We start from the raw sequence: 17,473 nt of genomic DNA on the forward strand, positions 1-17,473 counted from the left end.
CGGGCGTTACCGGACCGGCAGGCCGTAGGCGCGGAACTGGTCTTCGACGCGCGCGACGAGCGCATCGTCGGGCGGCGGCGTGTCGGCGAGCGGATACGAACGGCCGAGGCGCTCCCATTTGTCGCGTCCCATTTGATGGAACGGCAGCACCTCCACGCGCTCCACGTTGTCGAGCCCGGCGACGAAGGCGGCGAGGCCGTCGACGTTGGCTTCGTTGTCGGTGAGGCCGGGGACGAGGACGAAGCGGATCCACGCCGGCTTGCCCAGATCCGAGAGTCGCCGCGCGAACGCGAGCACGTCGTCGACCGGGTAGCCCGTCGTGCGTTTGTGCGTCTCCGGGTCGAACGACTTGATGTCGAGCAAGACGAGGTCGACGTCCTCCAACTCCTCGTCCGAAATCCGGTGGCCGAGGTAACCGTTCGTATCGAGGACGGTGTGGAGCCCGAGCGCTTTGCATGCGCGGAAGAGCCGCGTCACGAACGGGGCCTGCACGAGCGGCTCGCCGCCGCTGATCGTGACGCCGCCGCCCATCATCTTCAGCACGCGCTCGTACTTCCCGATCTCGGCCATCATCTCATCGACCGAGGTCGGCTCTCCGTGCTTGAGATGCCACGTGTCGGGGTTGTGGCAGTACAGGCAGCGCATGAGGCAGCCCGTCGTCCACAGCACGAAGCGGACGCCCGGCCCGTCGACGACGGAGCCCGTCTGGAACGAGTGCACGTAGCCGCTCGCGCCGTCGTCTTTCACGGCGGCGCGTAGCTGGCAAGCGGCAGGCGGCGGGGCGGGGGCGGCGGGCATCGCGTCGTCGGGTCTCGCGGGTGGTTCGGGAAAAGGGAAAAGCCCCCGGCGGCGGAGTCGCCGGCCGGGGGCGTGCCCCTCCAGATTACATCTGCCCGTGGAACGTCCGGTTCACCACGTCGAGCTGCTGCTCGCGCGTCAGCTTGATGAAGTTGACGGCGTAGCCCGAGACCCGGATCGTGAGCTGCGGGTAGTTCTCCGGGTGCTCCATCGCATCCAACAGCGTCTCGCGGTTCAGCACGTTGACGTTGATGTGGAAGCCCTGCTCGGTGAAGTAGGCGTCGAGCACGTTCGCGAGGTTCGTGACGCGCTCCTCGGTCGTCGCGCCGAGCCCATTCGGGATGACGCTCGCGGTGAACGAGATGCCGTCCTGGGCGTGCTCGTACGGCAGCTTCGCGACGGAGAGCGCCGAGGCGAGGAAGCCGTGCTCGTCGCGCCCGTGCATCGGGTTCGCGCCGGGTGCGAAGGGCTCGCCCTGGCGGCGGCCGTCGGGCGTGTTGCCGGTGTACTTGCCGTAGACCACGTTCGAGGTGATCGTGAGTACGGACTGCGTGTGCTCGGCGTCGCGGTACGTCGGCCGGGCGCGGAGCTTCTCCATGAACGTCTCGAGGACATTCGCGGCGAGCGTGTCCACGCGGTCGTCGTTGTTGCCGAACGTCGGGAAGTCGCCGTCGGTCTCGAAGTCGACGATGAGGCCGCGCTCGTCGCGGATCGGGCGGACCCACGCGTGCTTGATAGCCGAGAGGCTGTCGGCTACGACCGAGAGGCCGGCCACGCCGAAGGCCATCGTCCGCTTCGGGTCGTAGTCGTGGAGCGCCATCTCGATGCGCTCGTAGGCGTACTTGTCGTGCATGTAGTGGATGACGTTCATAGCCCCGACGTAGATGTCGGCGAGCCAGTCCATCATCTCGTCGAGCCGCGCTTTGACCTCGTCGTAGTCGAGCACGTCGCCCTGCACCGGGGCCAGCTCCGGGCCGATCTGGTCGCCCGAGATCTCGTCCCGGCCGCCGTTGAGGGCGTAGAGCAGGCACTTGGCGAGGTTGACGCGCGCGCCGAAGAACTGCATCTGCTTGCCCATCTCCATCGCCGAGACGCAGCACGCGATCGCCGTGTCGTCGCCGTAGGTCGGGCGCATGAGGGCGTCGCTCTCGTACTGGATCGAGGAGGTCTCGATCGAGAGCTCGGCGCAGAAGCGCTTGAAGCCGTCGGGGAGTGCCGGGTCCCAGAAGACGGTGAGGTTCGGCTCGGGAGCCGGGCCGAGGGTGCGGAGCGTCTGGAGGAAGCGGAAGCTCGACTTCGTCACGAGCGGGCGGCCATCGAGGCCGACGCCGCCGATGACTTCGGTGACCCACGTCGGGTCGCCGGAGAAGAGCGCGTCGTACTCCTTCGTCCGCAGGAAGCGCACGATGCGGAGCTTGATGACGAAGTCGTCGATGATCTCCTGCGCTTCGGTCTCGGTCAGCGTGCCGGCGGCGAGGTCTCGCTCGAAGTAGACGTCGAGGAACGTGGAGGTGCGGCCGAGCGACATCGCGGCGCCGTTCTGCTCTTTGACGGCGGCGAGGTAGCCGAAGTAGAGCCACTGCACGGCCTCCTTCGCCGTCGTCGCCGGGCCGGAGATGTCGAACCCGTAGGCACGGGCCATCGCCTTCAGCTCGTCGAGGGCGCGGAGTTGCTCGGAGAGCTCTTCGCGGTCGCGGATGATGGCGTCGGTCGCGGGCGCGGTGTCGAGGCTGCGCTGCTCGGCCTCTTTGGCTTCGAGGAGCGCATCGACGCCGTAGAGCGCCACGCGGCGGTAGTCGCCGATGATGCGGCCGCGGCCGTAGGCGTCGGGCAGGCCGGTGACGATGCCGGAGCGGCGTGCGTTCAGGATCTCGGGCGTGTACGCGTCGAAGACGCCGTCGTTGTGGGACTTCCGGTACTTCGTGAACACCTCGGTCACGAGCGGGTCGACCTCGAAGCCGTAAGCCTCGAGCCCGGCCTCGACCATGCGGTAGCCGCCGTTGGGGAAGATGGCGCGCTTGAGCGGCGCGTCCGTCTGCAGCCCGACGACGAGTTCATTCTCGCGGTCGATGTAACCGGGTTCGTGCGCGAGGATGCTGCTCGGCACCTGCGACACGTCGAGCACGCCGCGCTCGCGCTCTTTCTCGAAGAGGTCGCCGAGGCGGGTCCAGAGACGCTCGGTGCGCGCGGTCGCTGAGGCGAGGAAGGCGGCGTCGCCCTCGTACGGGGTGTAGTTGCGCTGGATGAAGTCGCGCACGTCGATCCGTTCCGTCCACGGGCCGGGGGTGAAGCCGCGCCACGCCGGCGCGGTGTCGAGGGTGAGGTCGTTCGAGAGAGTGGGCATAGCCCTGGGGCGTTGAGTGGAGGTACGAAAGAGGGCGGCTTCGGGAGGCGTCCGACCCGGGAGGGCGGCCCTTCTCACCCGAAGGCAGAGCAGCATACGGAGCGGTCTGGACCCGGCGCTGCAGCGTATCCCTCCCCACGGCGTAGGGGATTCCCGCCCCCCGCTGAGAGGCCTGATAGCGCGAATGGGAGCGGAAGCGCTACCGAAAGGGCACGTCCTCAGCGCTTGCATCTGGGTACGAAAAAAGAGCGCGCACCCACCGTGCGAGTGGGTGCGCGCTCCCGTTGCGTTTCAGCGACGTCTCGGGCGTCAGGCCTCCTGCTGCACGGCGGGGCCGGCCTGCCGGATCTCCTCGCTCGCGCCCTCCTCGAACTTCTTGAAGTTCTCGGCGAAGCGCCGCGCCAGCTTGCTCCGCTGCGCGTCGTAGGCGTCGGGGTCCGACCACGTGTTGCGCGGCTGGAGGATCTCGTCCGGCACGCCCGGGCACGAGGTCGGGATCTCGAAGCCGAAGACGGGGTCGGTCTCCGTCGGGGCGTCGGCGAGCGAGCCGTCGTGGATGGCGTCGATGATGGCGCGGGTGACCTTCAGGCTCATGCGCTCGCCGGTGCCGTACGGCCCGCCGGTGAGCCCGGTGTTGATGAGCCACGTGTCGACGCCGTGCGTCCGCATCTTCTCAGCCAGCAGCTCGGCGTATTTGCTCGGGTGCCAGACCATGAACGGCGCGCCGAAGCAGGCCGAGAACGCGGGTTGCGGCTCCGTCACGCCCACTTCCGTGCCGGCCACCTTCGAGGTGTAGCCGCTGATGAAGTGGTACATCGTCTGCTCGGGCGAGAGCTTCGCCACGGGCGGGAGCACGCCGAAGGCGTCGTAGGTCAGGAAGATGACGTTGTTCGGGTGCCCGGCCACGCAGGGGATCTTCGCGTTCGGGATGAACTCGATGGGGTACGAGGCCCGCGTGTTCTGCGTGAGCGAGATGTCGTGGTAGTCCACGTCGCGCGTGCGCTCGTCGTAGACCACGTTCTCGAGCACGGTGCCGTACTTGATGGCGGCGAAGATCTCCGGCTCCTTCTCGGCCGAGAGGTCGATGGCCTTGGCGTAGCAGCCGCCCTCGATGTTGAAGACGCCGTCGTCGCTCCAGCAGTGCTCGTCGTCGCCGATGAGGGCGCGGTGGGCGTCGGCCGAGAGCGTGGTCTTGCCCGTGCCCGAGAGGCCGAAGAAGAGCGTGACGTTGCCGTCCTCGCCCTCGTTCGCCGAGCAGTGCATCGAGAGCACGTCCCGCTTGGGCATGAGGTAGTTCATCACGGTGAAGATCCCCTTCTTCATCTCGCCGGCGTACTCCGTGCCGAGGATGACCATCTCGCGCTGCTCGAAGTCCACGTCGACGCTCGTCTTCGAGGTCATGTGGGACGTGCGGCGGTTGGCGGGGAACTGCCCGGCGTTGAAGACGACGAAGTCCGGCTCGCCGAAGGCGGCGAGTTGCTCGTCCGTGGGGCGGATGAGCATGTTATGCATGAAGAGGGCGTGGTAGGGCCGCGTGCAGACGATGCGGACCTTCAGCCGGTACGTCGGGTCCCACCCCGCGAACCCGTCGACGACGTAGAGGCATTCGCGGGTGTTGAGAAAGTCCACCGCGCGCTCGCGGTTGACGAGGAAGGTCTCCTCGTCGAGCTCGATGTTGACGCTGCCCCACCAGATGTCGTCCTCGCTCTCGGGGTTGCGCACGACACGCTTGTCGGCCGGGCTGCGGCCCTTCTTCTCGCCCGAGCCCACGCGGAGCGCGCCGCTGCTCATGATCGCGGCCGTGGGGTCGTTACGGACGGCTTGCTCGTAGAGCTTGGCCGGGGCCACGTTGCGTAGCACGTTCGCCACGTCGATGCCGTACTGCTTGAGATCAATATTCGAGTCCATGGACCTAGTCCTCCTGATGGGTGGCTTGTTGGTGCGGGCCGAGCATGTGTGATGGGCCGGGGGCGGTCACGCGTCGTCTCATGGTACCACGCGGGCGCCGTCGCGGGTGTCGGTGCGGGTGCGCCGGCAGATGTGGGGCATCCGTTGCTACGGACGTAGGGCGGAACATGACCCCGTCGGGAACGCGGGGGAGGGGAAAGATCCCCAAACCCGGCGACGCGCGCAACTGCTCCGGGGCCGGACGCCCTCGCGGCACAGCGGCCGCCGGCTTCTCCGCCATCGGGTCGGCACGTCGGAGCGCCTCGGCGGTGGCTCGAACGCCTTTCCGATGGAGAAACGGGGCGTGTACGAAGGATACGACCGATACGGATAGGGCGAGGGTGGCGTTTCTGAAGACGCATCAAAGTCGGGTACCGCTGCCGGCCGGGGGGGCGGTACCGACCGGTGGGGAGTGGGCAGAGACCGTTCGAGATCGTACTATGGACCGCTCGCCCCGCGTTGATACCTTACCTCGTTCCGCCTCTCCGCCACCCGGTTCGCCGTCTCATGACCTTGCTACGCGCGCTCTGCGTCTTCGCCTGCACCTCCCTCGCCGTGGGCACGGCCCCCGCCCAGGTCGCCGAGCTCCCCCTCCAGCTCGACATCGACTACGCCACGTTCCAGTACGACGAGGGCGCGTCGCTCGTCGAGACGTACCTCGCCTTCGAGGCCAGCTCGCTGCCCTACGTCCGCGCCGTGGAGGGCTACGAGTCTGCCCTCCCCGTCGTCGTGACGCTCCGGCGCTCGGACGCAGCGGGGCCGCCGCAGGCCTCCGACGCCCTCGCCTTCGCCGACACCCTCGCGCTCCGCTTCGCCGTGGCCGACACGGCCGGGCTCGTGCAGGGGCAATACTTCGTGCAGCAGGTCCGCGCCGCCGTGCCCCCCGGCGAGTACGAGCTCGAAGTCACCGTGCCCGGCGACTCCGCCACGAGCCGGCCGAACTTCCGCGCCACGCCCGGCGACGTCACCGTCCCCGACTTCACCGCCGCCGGCGACGCGGGCCGGGCCATGATCTCGGACGTCACGCTCGCCTCCGCGATCGGCCCCTCCGACGACCGCGCCGCCACGTTCTACAAGAACGGGCTCCTCGTCCAGCCCAACCCGAACGGCCTCTTCGGGCAGGGCCTCCCGACGCTGTTCTACTACGCCGAAGCCTACGGGCTCGCCGAGGCGCTCGGCACCGGGGCGTACACGCTCTTCGCCTACCTCGCCCCGTCGAACGTCGCCGCGCCGATGGAGGGCTACCAGCAGCGAACCGAGCGCGCGGCGCAGCCCGTCGACGTGCTGGTCGGCTCGTTCGACCTGCGGCAGTTGCAGAGCGGGGCGTACTACCTTCGCCTCGCCGTGCTCGACGCGAACAACGAAGCCCTCGCCGAGCAGAGCCGGAAATTCTACGTCTACAACCCGGCCGTCGCCGCACCCGTCGCCGCCGCCGCCGATGAGTCGTACGAGGCGAGCCTCTACGCGGTGATGCCCGAGGCCGAGATCGACGACAACCTCCGCCACGCCGAGGTCATCGCAAGCGGCCGCGAGCGGGACCAGATCAACCGGCTCGGCAGCCTCGACGCCAAGCGGGACTTCCTCACCGAGTTCTGGCGCAAGCGCGACGAGGAGCCCGCGACGCCGATCAACGAGAGCCGGATCCGGTTCTACGAGCGCGTCCAGTACGTCAACGACCGCTACTCGACCTCCCAGACGGAGGGGTGGAGGACGGACCGGGGACGGACGGTGCTGAAGTACGGCCAGCCCTCCCAGGTCGACCCCACGCTCTACGATAACCAGTCGCTCCCGCACGAGACGTGGACGTACGACAACATCCCCGGCTCGGGCCGCGCCCTCTTCGTCTTCGTCGACCGCGTCGGCTTCGGCGACTTCGAGTTGATCCACTCGACGGTGACGGGCGAGGTGAGCATGCCCGACTGGCAGCGCCAGCTCCAACGGTGAGCGCGAGCGGAGATCGGATATCGGTCGAGCGCGCCTCGGTCGAGCACGCCGCCGAGGTGGTGTGGGGCGGCGGCGTGCTCGTCTACCCGACGGAGACCGTCTACGGCATCGGCTGCAACCCCCACGACGTGCACGCCGTCGACCGCGTCCGCGCTGTCAAAGGCCGCGACGCCGACCGCCCGATGCTGGCGCTGACGGACGAGTGGGACCGCGTCGAGGCGTGGCTCGCGAGCGTGACGGCGGCGCACCGCCGCTTGATGCAGCACGATCCGTTGCTGCCTGTGACGCTCCTCTTCGAGGCCTCGGAGAAGGCTCCGCCCGGTCTCGTGAGCGCGAGCGGGGAGATCGGCCTGCGGCGGACGCCGGACCCGTTCTGCCGCGCGCTCGTCGCCGCCGCCGACGTACCGCTCCTCTCGACCTCGGCCAACCGCGCCGGCCAGCCGCCGGCCCATCGCTTCGCCGATCTCGACCCCGCCGTGATCGACGCCGTGGACCTCGCCGTGGACGCCGGACACGATCTCGGTGGTACGCCGTCGACCGTCGTGCGCATCGAGTCGGGCCGCGTCGTCGTCCTCCGCGAAGGCGCTGTGGATGCCGCAACGCTCCGGTCGATCATCGAGGCGTAGGGGCAGACCCGCGTGTCTGCCCGGCCCGGGCGTGGTGGCGAATCCGACCAGGGCGGACACGTGGGTCCGCCCCTACGGGGACGATGCTACGGGGACGATGCGTCTGTCGGTTCTTCCGCTCTTTGGTTCTCCCGGTCCGTGCTCCGGGTTAACTTCCGCCGCCCGTTTCCCCCACATCGCTCCCCGTCCATGACCGACCCGTTTACCCCCATCCGCGCTCTCGCTGCTCACGAAGGCGAGACCGTCACGCTCGCCGGCTGGCTCTACAACAAGCGCGGCTCGAAGGGCCTCTACTTCCTCATCCTCCGTGACGGCACCGGCCTCGCGCAGTGCGTCGTCAACGAGGAGCAGGTGGACGCCGAGTCGTTCGCCGCGGCCGACGCGGCGACGCAGGAGAGCGCGCTCCGCATCACCGGCCGCGTCGTCGCCGACGAGCGGCAGGTCGGCGGGTTCGAGGTGCAGGCGACGGGCGTCGAGCTGCTGAGCCAGGCCGAGGAGTACCCGATCACGCCGAAGGCGCACGGCGTCGAGTTCCTCATGAACAACCGGCACCTCTGGCTGCGCTCGCAGCGGCAGTGGGCCATCATGCGCGTCCGCAACCGCATCATCCAGTCGATCCACGCCTACTTCCAGGGCGAGGGGTTCATCCAGATGGACCCGCCGATCCTCACCGGCAACGCGGCTGAGGGCACGAGCACGCTCTTCGAGCTCGACTACTTCGACGAGCCCGCCTACCTCACCCAGAGCGGCCAGCTCTACGGCGAGGCGATGGCGATGGCGCACGGCAAGATCTACACCTTCGGCCCGACGTTCCGCGCCGAGAAGTCGAAGACCCGCCGCCACCTCACCGAGTTCTGGATGATCGAGCCCGAGATGGCGTTCTACGACCTCGCCCTCGACATGGAGGTCGCCGAGGAACTCCTCGGCCGCATCGCCTCCGATGTGCTCGCCGACTGCGCCGACGAGCTCGCGACGCTGGAGCGCGACACGACCGCGCTCCAACGGGCGGCCGAGGGCGGCTTCCCGCGCGTCCACTACTCCGAGGCCGTCGACCTCCTCAAGAGCGACGAGACGCAAGAGATGCTCGACCGCGAGATCGCCGACCTCGAAGCCGAGCAGGAGCGGATCACCGCTGAGCGCGACGAGAATCGGTCCCGCTACAACAACGTCAAGAAGGGGGAGAAGCGGCGGATCGACGCCCGCGAGATCGAGATCAACGGGCGGCTCGAAGAGATCGAGGAGATGCTCCGCAACCTCCCACAGTGGAAGGAGAGCGCCGCCAATTTCGAATGGGGCAACGATTTCGGCGGCTCCGACGAGACCGTCCTCACGCGCCACTTCGACCGGCCGATCATCGTCCACCGCTTCCCCGCCGTCATCAAGGCGTTCTACATGAAGCGCGACCCCGACGACGACCGGCTCGCGCTCGGGATGGACGTGCTCGCGCCCGAGGGCTACGGCGAGATCGTCGGCGGCGGCGAGCGGGCGACGGACTTGCAGTTCCTCAAAGCGCAGATCGCCGAGCACGGGCTGCCGCAGGACGTGTTCGAGTGGTACCTCGACTTGAGGCGCTACGGCTCGGTGCCACACGCAGGCTTCGGGCTCGGGCTGGAGCGGACGGTGGCGTGGGTCTGCGGCCTCCCGCACGTCCGCGAGACGATTCCCTTCCCGCGCCTCCTCGGCCGGCTGAACCCGTAGGCATGCCACGCATCTCCGAGTTCTACGGCATCTTCGTCTACATGTACTTCCTCGATACGCGGCAGCATCACACCCCGCACGTCCACGTCCGGTACGGCGAGTACAAGGCGTCGTTCTCGATTGAGACGGGCGATCTGCTCGCGGGAAGGCTCGGACCGAAGCAGACACGGCGGGTACAAACGTGGATCGCAGCCCGCCGGATGGCGTTAGAGGCGAACTGGCACCGCGCTCTGTGCGGCGAAACGCTCGAATGGATAGATCCCTGAAGCCGATGAACCCCGACGTGCTAGACGTTCAGCCCCTCGACGACTACGTCCTCCGTCTCATCTTCGAGGGCGGTGCAGTGCGCGACTTCGACGTGAAGCCTTACCTCGAACTCGGTGTCTTTCGGGAACTACGGGACGAGTCCTACTTCCGTGAGGCCTACGTGGAATTTGGCTCCGTGGAATGGCCGCACGGGCAGGGGTTGAGCTACGACACGCTCTACCTCGAAAGCAAGCCCGTGGAAGTGGCAGCATAACATGACCTGCGGCCTCCCGCACGTCCGCGAGACGATCCCCTTCCCGCGCCTCCTCGGCCGGCTCAATCCCTGAAGAGCTGGCTCTGTACGGCCTTCACGAACGTAGAAGCTTCTTGGCGTGTCCAGGGGAAGCCGATCGCCGGTCGGAGGTCGCTCCCTGCTGTATTCAGCACTACGCGGGGGGACCCCCAAAGCAGCAGGACCGCGATGACGATCATCAGCGTGCCGAAGAACGCCTGATCCGCGTTGAACGCGAAGAAACCACCTAATAGCAACAAGAGCCCTAGGAGGACATGGCGATTGATCTCCATGCGAACCGAGGTGATGTGCTTGAGCGGGAGATCTTCCTGAGAGCCGCCGCTGAACCAGCCTTTCTTTGAGCGGAAGACTACCCGGCGGTCCGTGACCGTGCCGTAGCCGGTGGACGCGATCTGTTGTTCGTTTCCATGCAGGATTGACTGAGTCATGCCTTCCTCGCCGAGTCTTGGTTTATCGTAGAGGATATTATGAATCAAGATTTTATCAGGCAAGAGGAGCGTTATTGGTATCGGCTCTATGCTGCTTGGCGCGAATGGTCGTTATGATGAGATATCAGAATCGGGTGCGTAGTACGTTATGGAGGACGCGCCGCGTGCGCGCTCCCTCTCGATCAACCCTTTCCCATTTTATCATGTCTCGCCTCGCCTCCTTCCTCACCTTCTTGTTGCTCGCCCTGCCAACCATGGCCCAACCCGCTGATCCCGCTCTTTACCATCTCCCGCAGGCGCGCACCGTGACGGTCAGCGGCGTCGGTACGGTGGACGTGGAGCCGGACGAGGCGACGGTCATGTTCGCCGTCGTGACGCGGGCGGAGACGGCGGAGGACGCGCGCCGCCAGAATGCCGAAGCGGCCGAATCCGCGATGGACGCCGTCCGCGCCCTCGGCATCGCCGACCGCAAAATCCAGCTTCTCAGCCTCCGGCTCGACGAGGAGTGGGACTACCAAAACAACCAACGCATCCGCAAAGGCTTCATCGCCCGCCGCGACGTGAGAGTGGTGATCGAAGACCTCGACCTCGTGCCCGACCTCGTCGCGACGGTCGTGCAGGAGGGGGCGAACGAGTTGAACGGGATTCAGTACGGCTTGCAGGACCGCGATGCCGTCGAAGATCAGGCGTTGCAGGCGGCGATCGTTCGGGCGCGGGAGAAAGCGCAACTCATGGCCGAGGCGCTCGGGGTCGGGCTCGGCCGCGTCGTGCAGGTCGCCGAAGGCGGTGTGCAGTTCCCGCAGCCGCCGCCGGTGATGTTCGCCCGCGCTGAGATGGCGATGGACCAGAGCGAGAGCAACCCCGGCGCGTATGCCGCCGGCGAGATCGTCGTCCGCGCCACCGTCACCGTCACGTTCGAACTCGACTAACCCCACTATGGCTGACGCTAGCGACCTCGACTACATGCGCCTCGCCGTCGAGCAGGCCAAGCAGAGCGTCCACGACGGGCAGAGCCCGTTCGGCGCCGTGATCGTCAAAGACGGCGAGGTGGTCTGCGCCGTCCACAACGTCGTCTGGGCAACGACCGACATCACGGCGCACGCCGAGGTCCACGCCCTCCGCGTGGCCTGCGAGCGACTCGGCACGATCGACCTCAGCGGCTGCACGATTTACTCCTCGACCGAGCCCTGCCCGATGTGCTTCGCCGCGATCCACTGGGCGAACTGCGACCGCATCGTCTTCGGCACATACATCGCCGACGCCGACGCGGCGGGCTTCCGCGAGCTCTCGATCTCGAACGAGCAGATGCGCACGCTCGGCGGCAGCGACGTGGCCGTCGAGGGCGGCGTCCTCCGTGATGAAGCGCAGGAAGCCTTCGACCTCTTCGCCGAGGTCAGCGACGGCAAGCTGTACTGAACCGTTCTGCCAAATTGTAGGGGCGCAGCGTGCTGTGCCCCTACGCATCCCCACCGCTGTGTCCGAGTTTCCCCACGTCCCGCACCACTTCCGCCTGCTCCCCGAGGAGGAGATGGAGGCGCGTGCCGGAGCGTTCTTCCGCGAGATGGACACGCGCCGCTCCACGCGCCACTTCGCCGACAAGCCCGTGCCGCGCCGCCTCATCGAACTCGCGATCCGCACGGCGAGCACGGCCCCGAGCGGGGCGCACAAGCAGCCGTGGACGTTCGTCGCCGTGAGCGATCCCGAGGTCAAGCGACGCATCCGCGAGGCGGCTGAGGAGGAGGAGCGCGCGTTCTACGCCGAGCGCGCCACGCCCGAGTGGCTCGAAGCCCTCGCGCCGATCGGGACGGATTGGGAGAAGCCGTTTCTGGAGACGGTGCCCTACGTCGTCGTCCTCTTCGCGCAGACCACGGGCGTGGACGCGGCGGGGGAGAAGGTCAAGCATTACTACGTGCAGGAGAGCTGCGGCATCGCGGCGGGCTTCTTCATCGCCGCGCTCCACCGGATGGGCCTCGCCACGCTCACGCATACGCCGAGCCCGATGAAATTCCTGAACGAGATCCTCGGCCGCCCCGCGCACGAGCGCCCGTTTATCCTCTTCCCCGTCGGCTATCCGGCGGACGACTCGACGGTGCCAGACCTGAAGCGGAAGGGGTTGGATGACGTGGCGGTGTGGGTCGAATAAGGTCGCGTCACAGGGCGAGATCGCGTGCGGGGCGTGCAATTCTCATTTGCAGATCGTGCGAAGATGTGGGAGCTTGGGCGGGTCATTCTGCCGTGCCCCCAATCCTCACGCTCATGCCTGCTCTCTACCGCTTCACCCTCCTCACCGCGTGCCTGCTGCTCGCGACCGGCCCCGCGCTCGCGCAGCAACGCGCCGCCGAGCGCCCGGCGACGCAGCGCGCCTCAGACGTCCTCCCGCTCGACCGGATCGCCCGCGTCGAGATGCCCTCGGTCGATAACGACGCGCTGATCGCGCGCGACGAAGCGACCGCCGCCCGCGCGACGGAGCCCCGCCCGTTCCGCTTCGCCGAGCCGTTCGAGGTAGCCCTCACCACCGGCAGCGCCGGGACGTGGGAGACGCTCGACGACGGCACCCGCGTCTGGCGCCTCGTCATCGCCTCCGGCGATGCGTACTCGATCAACCTCGGCTTCAGCCGGTTCCGCCTGCCCGACGGCGCGGCGCTCTGGCTCTACCCGGCCGGCGAAGCCCCGCATTTCCGCGCCTTCACGGCGGCCGACAACGAGGAGCACGGTGAGCTGTGGTCGCCGATCATCCGCAGCGATGAGGTCGTCGTCGAACTGAACCTGCCGGCGGCGAAGCCCGGTGCCGAGCCCGACTTCGAACTCGAACTGGCGCAGGTGAACCATGCGTACCGCCCGTTCGGCGTGCGCATCGAGACGCCGCAGGATCAGGCCCGCTCCGGCTCCTGCAACGTCGACGTCGTCTGCCCCGAGGGGAACGGCTTCCGCGACATCATCCGCAGCGTCGGCGCGTACACGCGCGGCGGGGTGGACATCTGCTCGGGCTCGGCGATGAACACCACGGCCGGCGACGGCAGCCCGTACTTCCTCACGGCCGACCACTGCGGCAACAGCGCGGGCAACGCCCCGAGCGTCGTGATCTACTGGAACTACGAGAACTCGACGTGCCGCCCGCCCGGCTCCCCGCAGAGCGGCGGCCCCGGCGACGGCCCGCTCGACCAGTTCAGCTCGGGCACGATCTTCCTCGACACCTCCGGCGGCGGCACCTCCGGCGGCCCCGACTGGACCCTCCTCGAAACCGACGACCCGATCCCGCCGGAGTACAGCGTGTTCCTCAACGGCTGGGACCGCCGCGATCAGGCGACGAGCAGTGCCATCGCCATCCACCACCCGCAGGTGGAGGAGAAGCGGATCTCGTTCGAGAACGATCCGACCTCGATCGACTCCTACCTCGGCAACCCGAACAACCCGGCGAACACCCACATCAAAGTCACGGACTGGGATCTGGGAACGACCGAAGGCGGCTCGTCGGGCTCGCCGCTCTACAGCCCCGAGAAGCGCGTGATCGGCCAGCTCTCGGGCGGCTTCGCCTCGTGCACGAGCCAGACGGCGGACTGGTACGGCCGCATGGCCCGTAACATGACGACGGGCCTCGAAGTCTTCCTCGATCCGGGCAACACCGGCGCCCTCTTCATCGACGGCGCCGAAGCCGGCAACCCGCCCGGCCCGATCCAGCTCCTCGCCGCGATGGACGCCGATCCGATCTCGGTCTCGCCCGGTGGCACGACGACGATCTCGGTCGAGGTGTTCAACAATGGGACGGAGACGGGCGAAGCCGTGACGCTCGAGAACGTCCTGCCCGACGACCTCGCCTTCGCGGGCAACCTCGCGGCGTCGAGCGGCGATGCGTCGGAGAGTGACGGGACGATCTCGTGGACCGTGGACGTCGGCGACGACGGCTCGGAGACGCTCTCGTTCGACGTGACGGTGGACGAGAACGCGCCCGGCCTGCCGATCGTGAACACGGCCGTCGTGAACCACCCGAGCCTCAACCTCCCGCTCCAGCCGAGCGTCACGATCGACGTGTTCGTCGCGCCGGACTTCTTCTACTCCAACGAGACCGGCGTCCCGATCCCCGACAACCAGTGCCCGAGCTTCAGCACGAGCGAGATCGAGGTCACGGACACGTTCGAGCCGATCAACATGGAGGTCGGCGTGAACATGCAGCACACGTGGCGGGGCGACCTCATCATCGAGCTGACGAGCCCGGCGGGGACGACCGTCCGCCTGCTCGAGCGCGTCGGTGGCAGCGCCGACAACCTCGACGCGCTGTTCTCGGACTCCGGTCCATCCAACGCCTTCGGTAGCGGTAATCACGACCCGGCTGCGCCGTTCTACGACGTGGAAGGCCAAACGCAGGGGGCGAATGTCGGCCCGCTCGCGCTGTTCCTCGGCGAGGACCCGCAGGGCACGTGGACGCTCGGCGTCTGCGACGGGGCCGGCCAGGACGTGGGGAGCGTCGGGCAGTGGGCGCTCCTGTTTTACACGGAGAACCAGCCGCCCGTCGCGATGGAAGACGCGTCGGCGATGGCGGCGGCGTACCGGATCGACGCGGCGTACCCGAACCCGTTCGCCGAAGAGTCGGTCGTGCGCTTCGCGGTGCGAGACGCGCAGACCGTCCGGGCCGAGGTCTACGACGCGCTCGGCCGCCGCGTGCAGGTGCTCCACGACGGCCCCGTCGCGGCCTCGGCCGAGCAGACGCTCCGCATCGATGGGCGCGGGCTCGCGGGCGGCGTCTACGTCGTCCGGTTCGCAGGCGAGACGTTCACGGCGAGCCAGAAGGTGCTGCTCGTGAAGTAGCGGGCCGTACCCGACGGAAAGATTGAGGCCCCGACTGCGCGATGCGGTCGGGGCCTCAATCTTTCCGCTCTTCCGCCCCTAAACGTGCGCGTCGAGCCAGTCGGTGAGGTCGGTGAGGACGCGCTCGCGGCCGGGCTCGTTGTGGGTCTCATGGTAGAAGCCGTCGTAGAGCGTCAGCGTCTTGTCGTCGGCGGGGGCGCGGTCGTGGAGCAGGCGGCTGCCTTCGGGGTCGGTGACCTTGTCCGCCGTGCCGTGGTAGAGGTAGAGGGGGAGCGTGAAGGCGTCGGCGTGGGCCTGCACGTGGTCCGTCACGCGGAGGACTTCGGCTCCGACGCGCGGGCGGATGCCGCCGTGGTAGACGAGCGGGTCCTGTTCGTAGGCGCGGACCACGGCGGGGTCGCGGGAGAGGTCTGCGGTGTCGAGCTTCGTGGTCGGGAGCTTGGGGACGAAGCGGCTGAGCACGCCGGCCGCTTTCTGCAGGATCGGCGAGAGGTCGGCGGGAATCTTCAGCGCGGCGGAGGAGAGGACGAGCCCGGCGAGGCCGTCGGTCCCGCGCTCGGTGACGTAATAGGCCGCGATCGCGCCGCCGAGGGAGTGGCCGTAGAGGAAGAGCGGGAGGCGGGGCGCGTCGGCGTGGACGTAGTCGAGGAAGAGCGCGAGGTCGTCGGTGTACTCGTCGAACGACTCGACGTAGACGCGGGGCTCGCCCTCGGAGCGGCCGTGGCCGCGGAGGTCGAAGGCGTGGACGGCGTAGCCGTGGAGCAGGAGGTGGGTGGCGACGTGGGCGTAGCGCCCGCTATGCTCGGCGATGCCGTGGACGAGCGCGACGACCGCTTTCGGCCGCCCGCTCGGCGTCCATCGTCGGGTGGCGAGGGTGAGGCCGTCGTCGGTGGTGAGCGTGCTGGCGTCGTGCTGCATGGGCGAGAGGGGAGGAGGAACGGCGGCGGCGGTGCGTAGTCTATGGTCCCAATCGTAAAGCCCGACCGAAGATCCCATGACCGTCACCGAAACCACCGCCACCGCCGAGGGCGTGCTCGCGTTCATCGACGAGAGCGTGCGGGCGTTGCAGCAGGACGGGCTGGAGCCGCGCACGATCCTCGTCGGCCCCGATGCCTACGACCTCCTCCGCCACGCCATCGCCCGCCAGTTCAACCGCTCGCCCGGCCTGTTCGAGACGTACCAGTACCTCGACGTCGTGCTGGACCCGTTCCGCGGCGACGCCGTTTGCGTGGTGCCGGCCCCGCGCGAGCTCGCCGACGGCGTTCGCCCGGTTCGGATCTAGTCCCCGTTGCCCTCCACCCGAGCGATCCGTCGCTCTAACCCGATCCCTCATGAAAGCCATCTGGAACGGCGTCGTCATCGCCGAGAGCGACGCGACGCGCAAGGTCGAAGCGAATCACTACTTCCCGCTCGACGCCGTGAACACGGAATACCTGAAGCAGAGCGATTACCACACGACGTGCCCGTGGAAGGGGGAGGCGAGCTACTACCACGTCGTCGCCGGCGGCGAGACGAACGAGAACGCGGCGTGGTTCTATCCCGACCCGTCGGAGAAGGCGTCGGAGATCAAGGACTACGTCGCGTTCTGGCGCGGCGTGAAGGTGACGGAGTGACCGAGCCGCGGTCGGGGGACGCGGTCGGGATCGGCAAACTCTGGTGAACTCCGGCGCGCTCCGTTGACAGCGGGCGACGGCGACGGTACTTTCTGCCGCCTTTTCCCGCCGACCCGTTCGATGCGTTTCCTCCGTCACGCCGCCGTGCAGCGCCTTTTCAGCGTCGGGCTCTTGCTGAGCCTCGGGCTGTGGCTCGCCGCGCCCGCCGCCGGCGCCGACGTCGGCCGCGCGCTCGCGTCGCAGGTCGAGTGGCTCGGCCCCGCACCGCCGACCGTCGAGGCCGCCTTCGAAGAAGCCCTCGTCGCGGCGGCATCGCAGGGTGCGCGGACGCCCGAAGCGTTTGCGGCGGCCTTCGCCGATGCGCTCGCCGCGCAGTCGGACCCCGCCCTCGCGCAGTTTCTCGGCTCCGATGCCGGGGCGGACGCCCTACTGTCCGTGCTCTACGGGCAGCTTCTCCGCGCGTTCAGCCACCACACGGGGCTCGAAGCCGCGCCCGCCCCGCCCGTCGCCTCGCCGGTGGGCGGCACGTCGTCCGGCCCGCTCGGTCGGCTGATGCGGGCGGAAGCGCCCGCGTCGCTCACGGCTGCCCCAATCCGTCCGGTCCACGACGCGCCCGTCGTCCCGCTCGCCGAGCGGTCGGCGGCGCAGCCGCTCGGCCCGTAGGCCCAGGTTTCCGCCGGCCCGTCTCGCCGGCTCTCGCTCGCCCGCGCGCC

The 17,473-nt window shown here is 68.4% G+C and carries 17 protein-coding genes; 12 read left to right on the forward strand and 5 right to left on the reverse strand.

The genetic code is table 11. From position 1 onward, the window contains the following. Positions 1 to 6: 6 nt before the first annotated feature. The 3 genes from pflA to pckA all read right to left on the reverse strand — a co-directional run bounded on the left by pflA (position 7) and on the right by pckA (position 5,050). Entirely contained in the window at positions 7 to 798 is a 792-nt protein-coding gene (gene pflA / locus ABJF88_13530) for a pyruvate formate-lyase-activating protein (protein MEP0547950.1), read from the reverse strand. A gap of 85 nt (positions 799 to 883) precedes the next feature. After that, positions 884 to 3,142: a formate C-acetyltransferase gene (gene pflB, locus ABJF88_13535; GenBank protein ID MEP0547951.1), complete on the reverse strand. Its 2,259-nt coding sequence runs from the start codon at positions 3,140 to 3,142 to the stop codon at positions 884 to 886. A gap of 309 nt (positions 3,143 to 3,451) precedes the next feature. Continuing rightward, a complete protein-coding gene (pckA, locus tag ABJF88_13540) occupies positions 3,452 to 5,050 on the reverse strand; it encodes a phosphoenolpyruvate carboxykinase (ATP) (protein MEP0547952.1) in 1,599 nt (532 codons plus the stop codon). A gap of 546 nt (positions 5,051 to 5,596) precedes the next feature. Between pckA and ABJF88_13545 the strand changes: the two genes are divergently transcribed. From ABJF88_13545 to ABJF88_13565, 5 genes are all read left to right on the forward strand, one after another. Then, entirely contained in the window at positions 5,597 to 7,033 is a 1,437-nt protein-coding gene (locus tag ABJF88_13545) for a GWxTD domain-containing protein (GenBank protein MEP0547953.1), read from the forward strand. Next, complete coding sequence (locus tag ABJF88_13550) at positions 7,030 to 7,659, forward strand: L-threonylcarbamoyladenylate synthase (GenBank protein MEP0547954.1); 630 nt, start codon at positions 7,030 to 7,032, stop codon at positions 7,657 to 7,659. Before ABJF88_13545 ends, ABJF88_13550 begins: the two co-directional genes overlap by 4 nt. Positions 7,660 to 7,848: 189 nt before the next feature. Beyond that, positions 7,849 to 9,357, forward strand: coding sequence for an asparagine--tRNA ligase (locus tag ABJF88_13555; protein MEP0547955.1), 1,509 nt, complete (start codon positions 7,849 to 7,851; stop codon positions 9,355 to 9,357). A gap of 2 nt (positions 9,358 to 9,359) precedes the next feature. Next, the gene (locus ABJF88_13560) at positions 9,360 to 9,623 is read left to right on the forward strand and encodes a DUF4160 domain-containing protein (protein ID MEP0547956.1); all 264 of its coding nucleotides are present in this window, start codon (positions 9,360 to 9,362) and stop codon (positions 9,621 to 9,623) included. Next, positions 9,608 to 9,877 (forward strand): DUF2442 domain-containing protein, encoded by a 270-nt coding sequence (locus tag ABJF88_13565; protein ID MEP0547957.1) that lies wholly within the window; start codon positions 9,608 to 9,610, stop codon positions 9,875 to 9,877. The genes ABJF88_13560 and ABJF88_13565 overlap by 16 nt, the downstream gene beginning before the upstream one ends. A gap of 62 nt (positions 9,878 to 9,939) precedes the next feature. Here ABJF88_13565 and ABJF88_13570 read toward each other — a convergent pair whose 3' ends face one another. After that, on the reverse strand, positions 9,940 to 10,407 hold the full coding sequence (locus tag ABJF88_13570) for a hypothetical protein (protein MEP0547958.1): 468 nt from the start codon (positions 10,405 to 10,407) through the stop codon (positions 9,940 to 9,942). A 191-nt stretch (positions 10,408 to 10,598) separates the two neighbouring features. On the opposite strand from ABJF88_13570, the gene ABJF88_13575 reads away from it, so the two are divergent. The 4 genes from ABJF88_13575 to ABJF88_13590 all read left to right on the forward strand — a co-directional run bounded on the left by ABJF88_13575 (position 10,599) and on the right by ABJF88_13590 (position 15,147). Beyond that, positions 10,599 to 11,273 carry an SIMPL domain-containing protein gene (locus ABJF88_13575; GenBank protein ID MEP0547959.1) on the forward strand — a complete coding sequence of 225 codons (675 nt, stop codon included), beginning with the start codon at positions 10,599 to 10,601 and terminating at the stop codon, positions 11,271 to 11,273. A 7-nt stretch (positions 11,274 to 11,280) separates the two neighbouring features. Further along, on the forward strand, positions 11,281 to 11,760 hold the full coding sequence (locus ABJF88_13580; GenBank protein MEP0547960.1) for a nucleoside deaminase: 480 nt from the start codon (positions 11,281 to 11,283) through the stop codon (positions 11,758 to 11,760). A 112-nt stretch (positions 11,761 to 11,872) separates the two neighbouring features. Continuing rightward, positions 11,873 to 12,487 carry a nitroreductase family protein gene (locus tag ABJF88_13585; protein ID MEP0547961.1) on the forward strand — a complete coding sequence of 205 codons (615 nt, stop codon included), beginning with the start codon at positions 11,873 to 11,875 and terminating at the stop codon, positions 12,485 to 12,487. A gap of 113 nt (positions 12,488 to 12,600) precedes the next feature. Beyond that, positions 12,601 to 15,147, forward strand: a complete 2,547-nt coding sequence (locus tag ABJF88_13590; GenBank protein MEP0547962.1) for a proprotein convertase P-domain-containing protein — start codon at positions 12,601 to 12,603, stop codon at positions 15,145 to 15,147. A 78-nt stretch (positions 15,148 to 15,225) separates the two neighbouring features. On the opposite strand, the gene ABJF88_13595 is transcribed toward ABJF88_13590, so the two are convergent. Next, complete coding sequence (locus ABJF88_13595; GenBank protein ID MEP0547963.1) at positions 15,226 to 16,065, reverse strand: lysophospholipase; 840 nt, start codon at positions 16,063 to 16,065, stop codon at positions 15,226 to 15,228. A gap of 76 nt (positions 16,066 to 16,141) precedes the next feature. Between ABJF88_13595 and ABJF88_13600 the strand changes: the two genes are divergently transcribed. From ABJF88_13600 to ABJF88_13610, 3 genes are all read left to right on the forward strand, one after another. Next, positions 16,142 to 16,429 carry a family 4C encapsulin nanocompartment shell protein gene (locus ABJF88_13600; GenBank protein ID MEP0547964.1) on the forward strand — a complete coding sequence of 96 codons (288 nt, stop codon included), beginning with the start codon at positions 16,142 to 16,144 and terminating at the stop codon, positions 16,427 to 16,429. Between the two features lie 49 nt (positions 16,430 to 16,478). Then, positions 16,479 to 16,760, forward strand: a complete 282-nt coding sequence (locus ABJF88_13605) for a DUF427 domain-containing protein (GenBank protein ID MEP0547965.1) — start codon at positions 16,479 to 16,481, stop codon at positions 16,758 to 16,760. Between the two features lie 120 nt (positions 16,761 to 16,880). Then, on the forward strand, positions 16,881 to 17,423 hold the full coding sequence (locus tag ABJF88_13610) for a hypothetical protein (protein ID MEP0547966.1): 543 nt from the start codon (positions 16,881 to 16,883) through the stop codon (positions 17,421 to 17,423). Positions 17,424 to 17,473 lie beyond the last annotated feature (50 nt).

The sequence above is a fragment of the Rhodothermales bacterium genome (assembly GCA_039944855.1).
GTDB lineage: Bacteria > Bacteroidota > Rhodothermia > Rhodothermales > JANQRZ01 > JBBSMX01.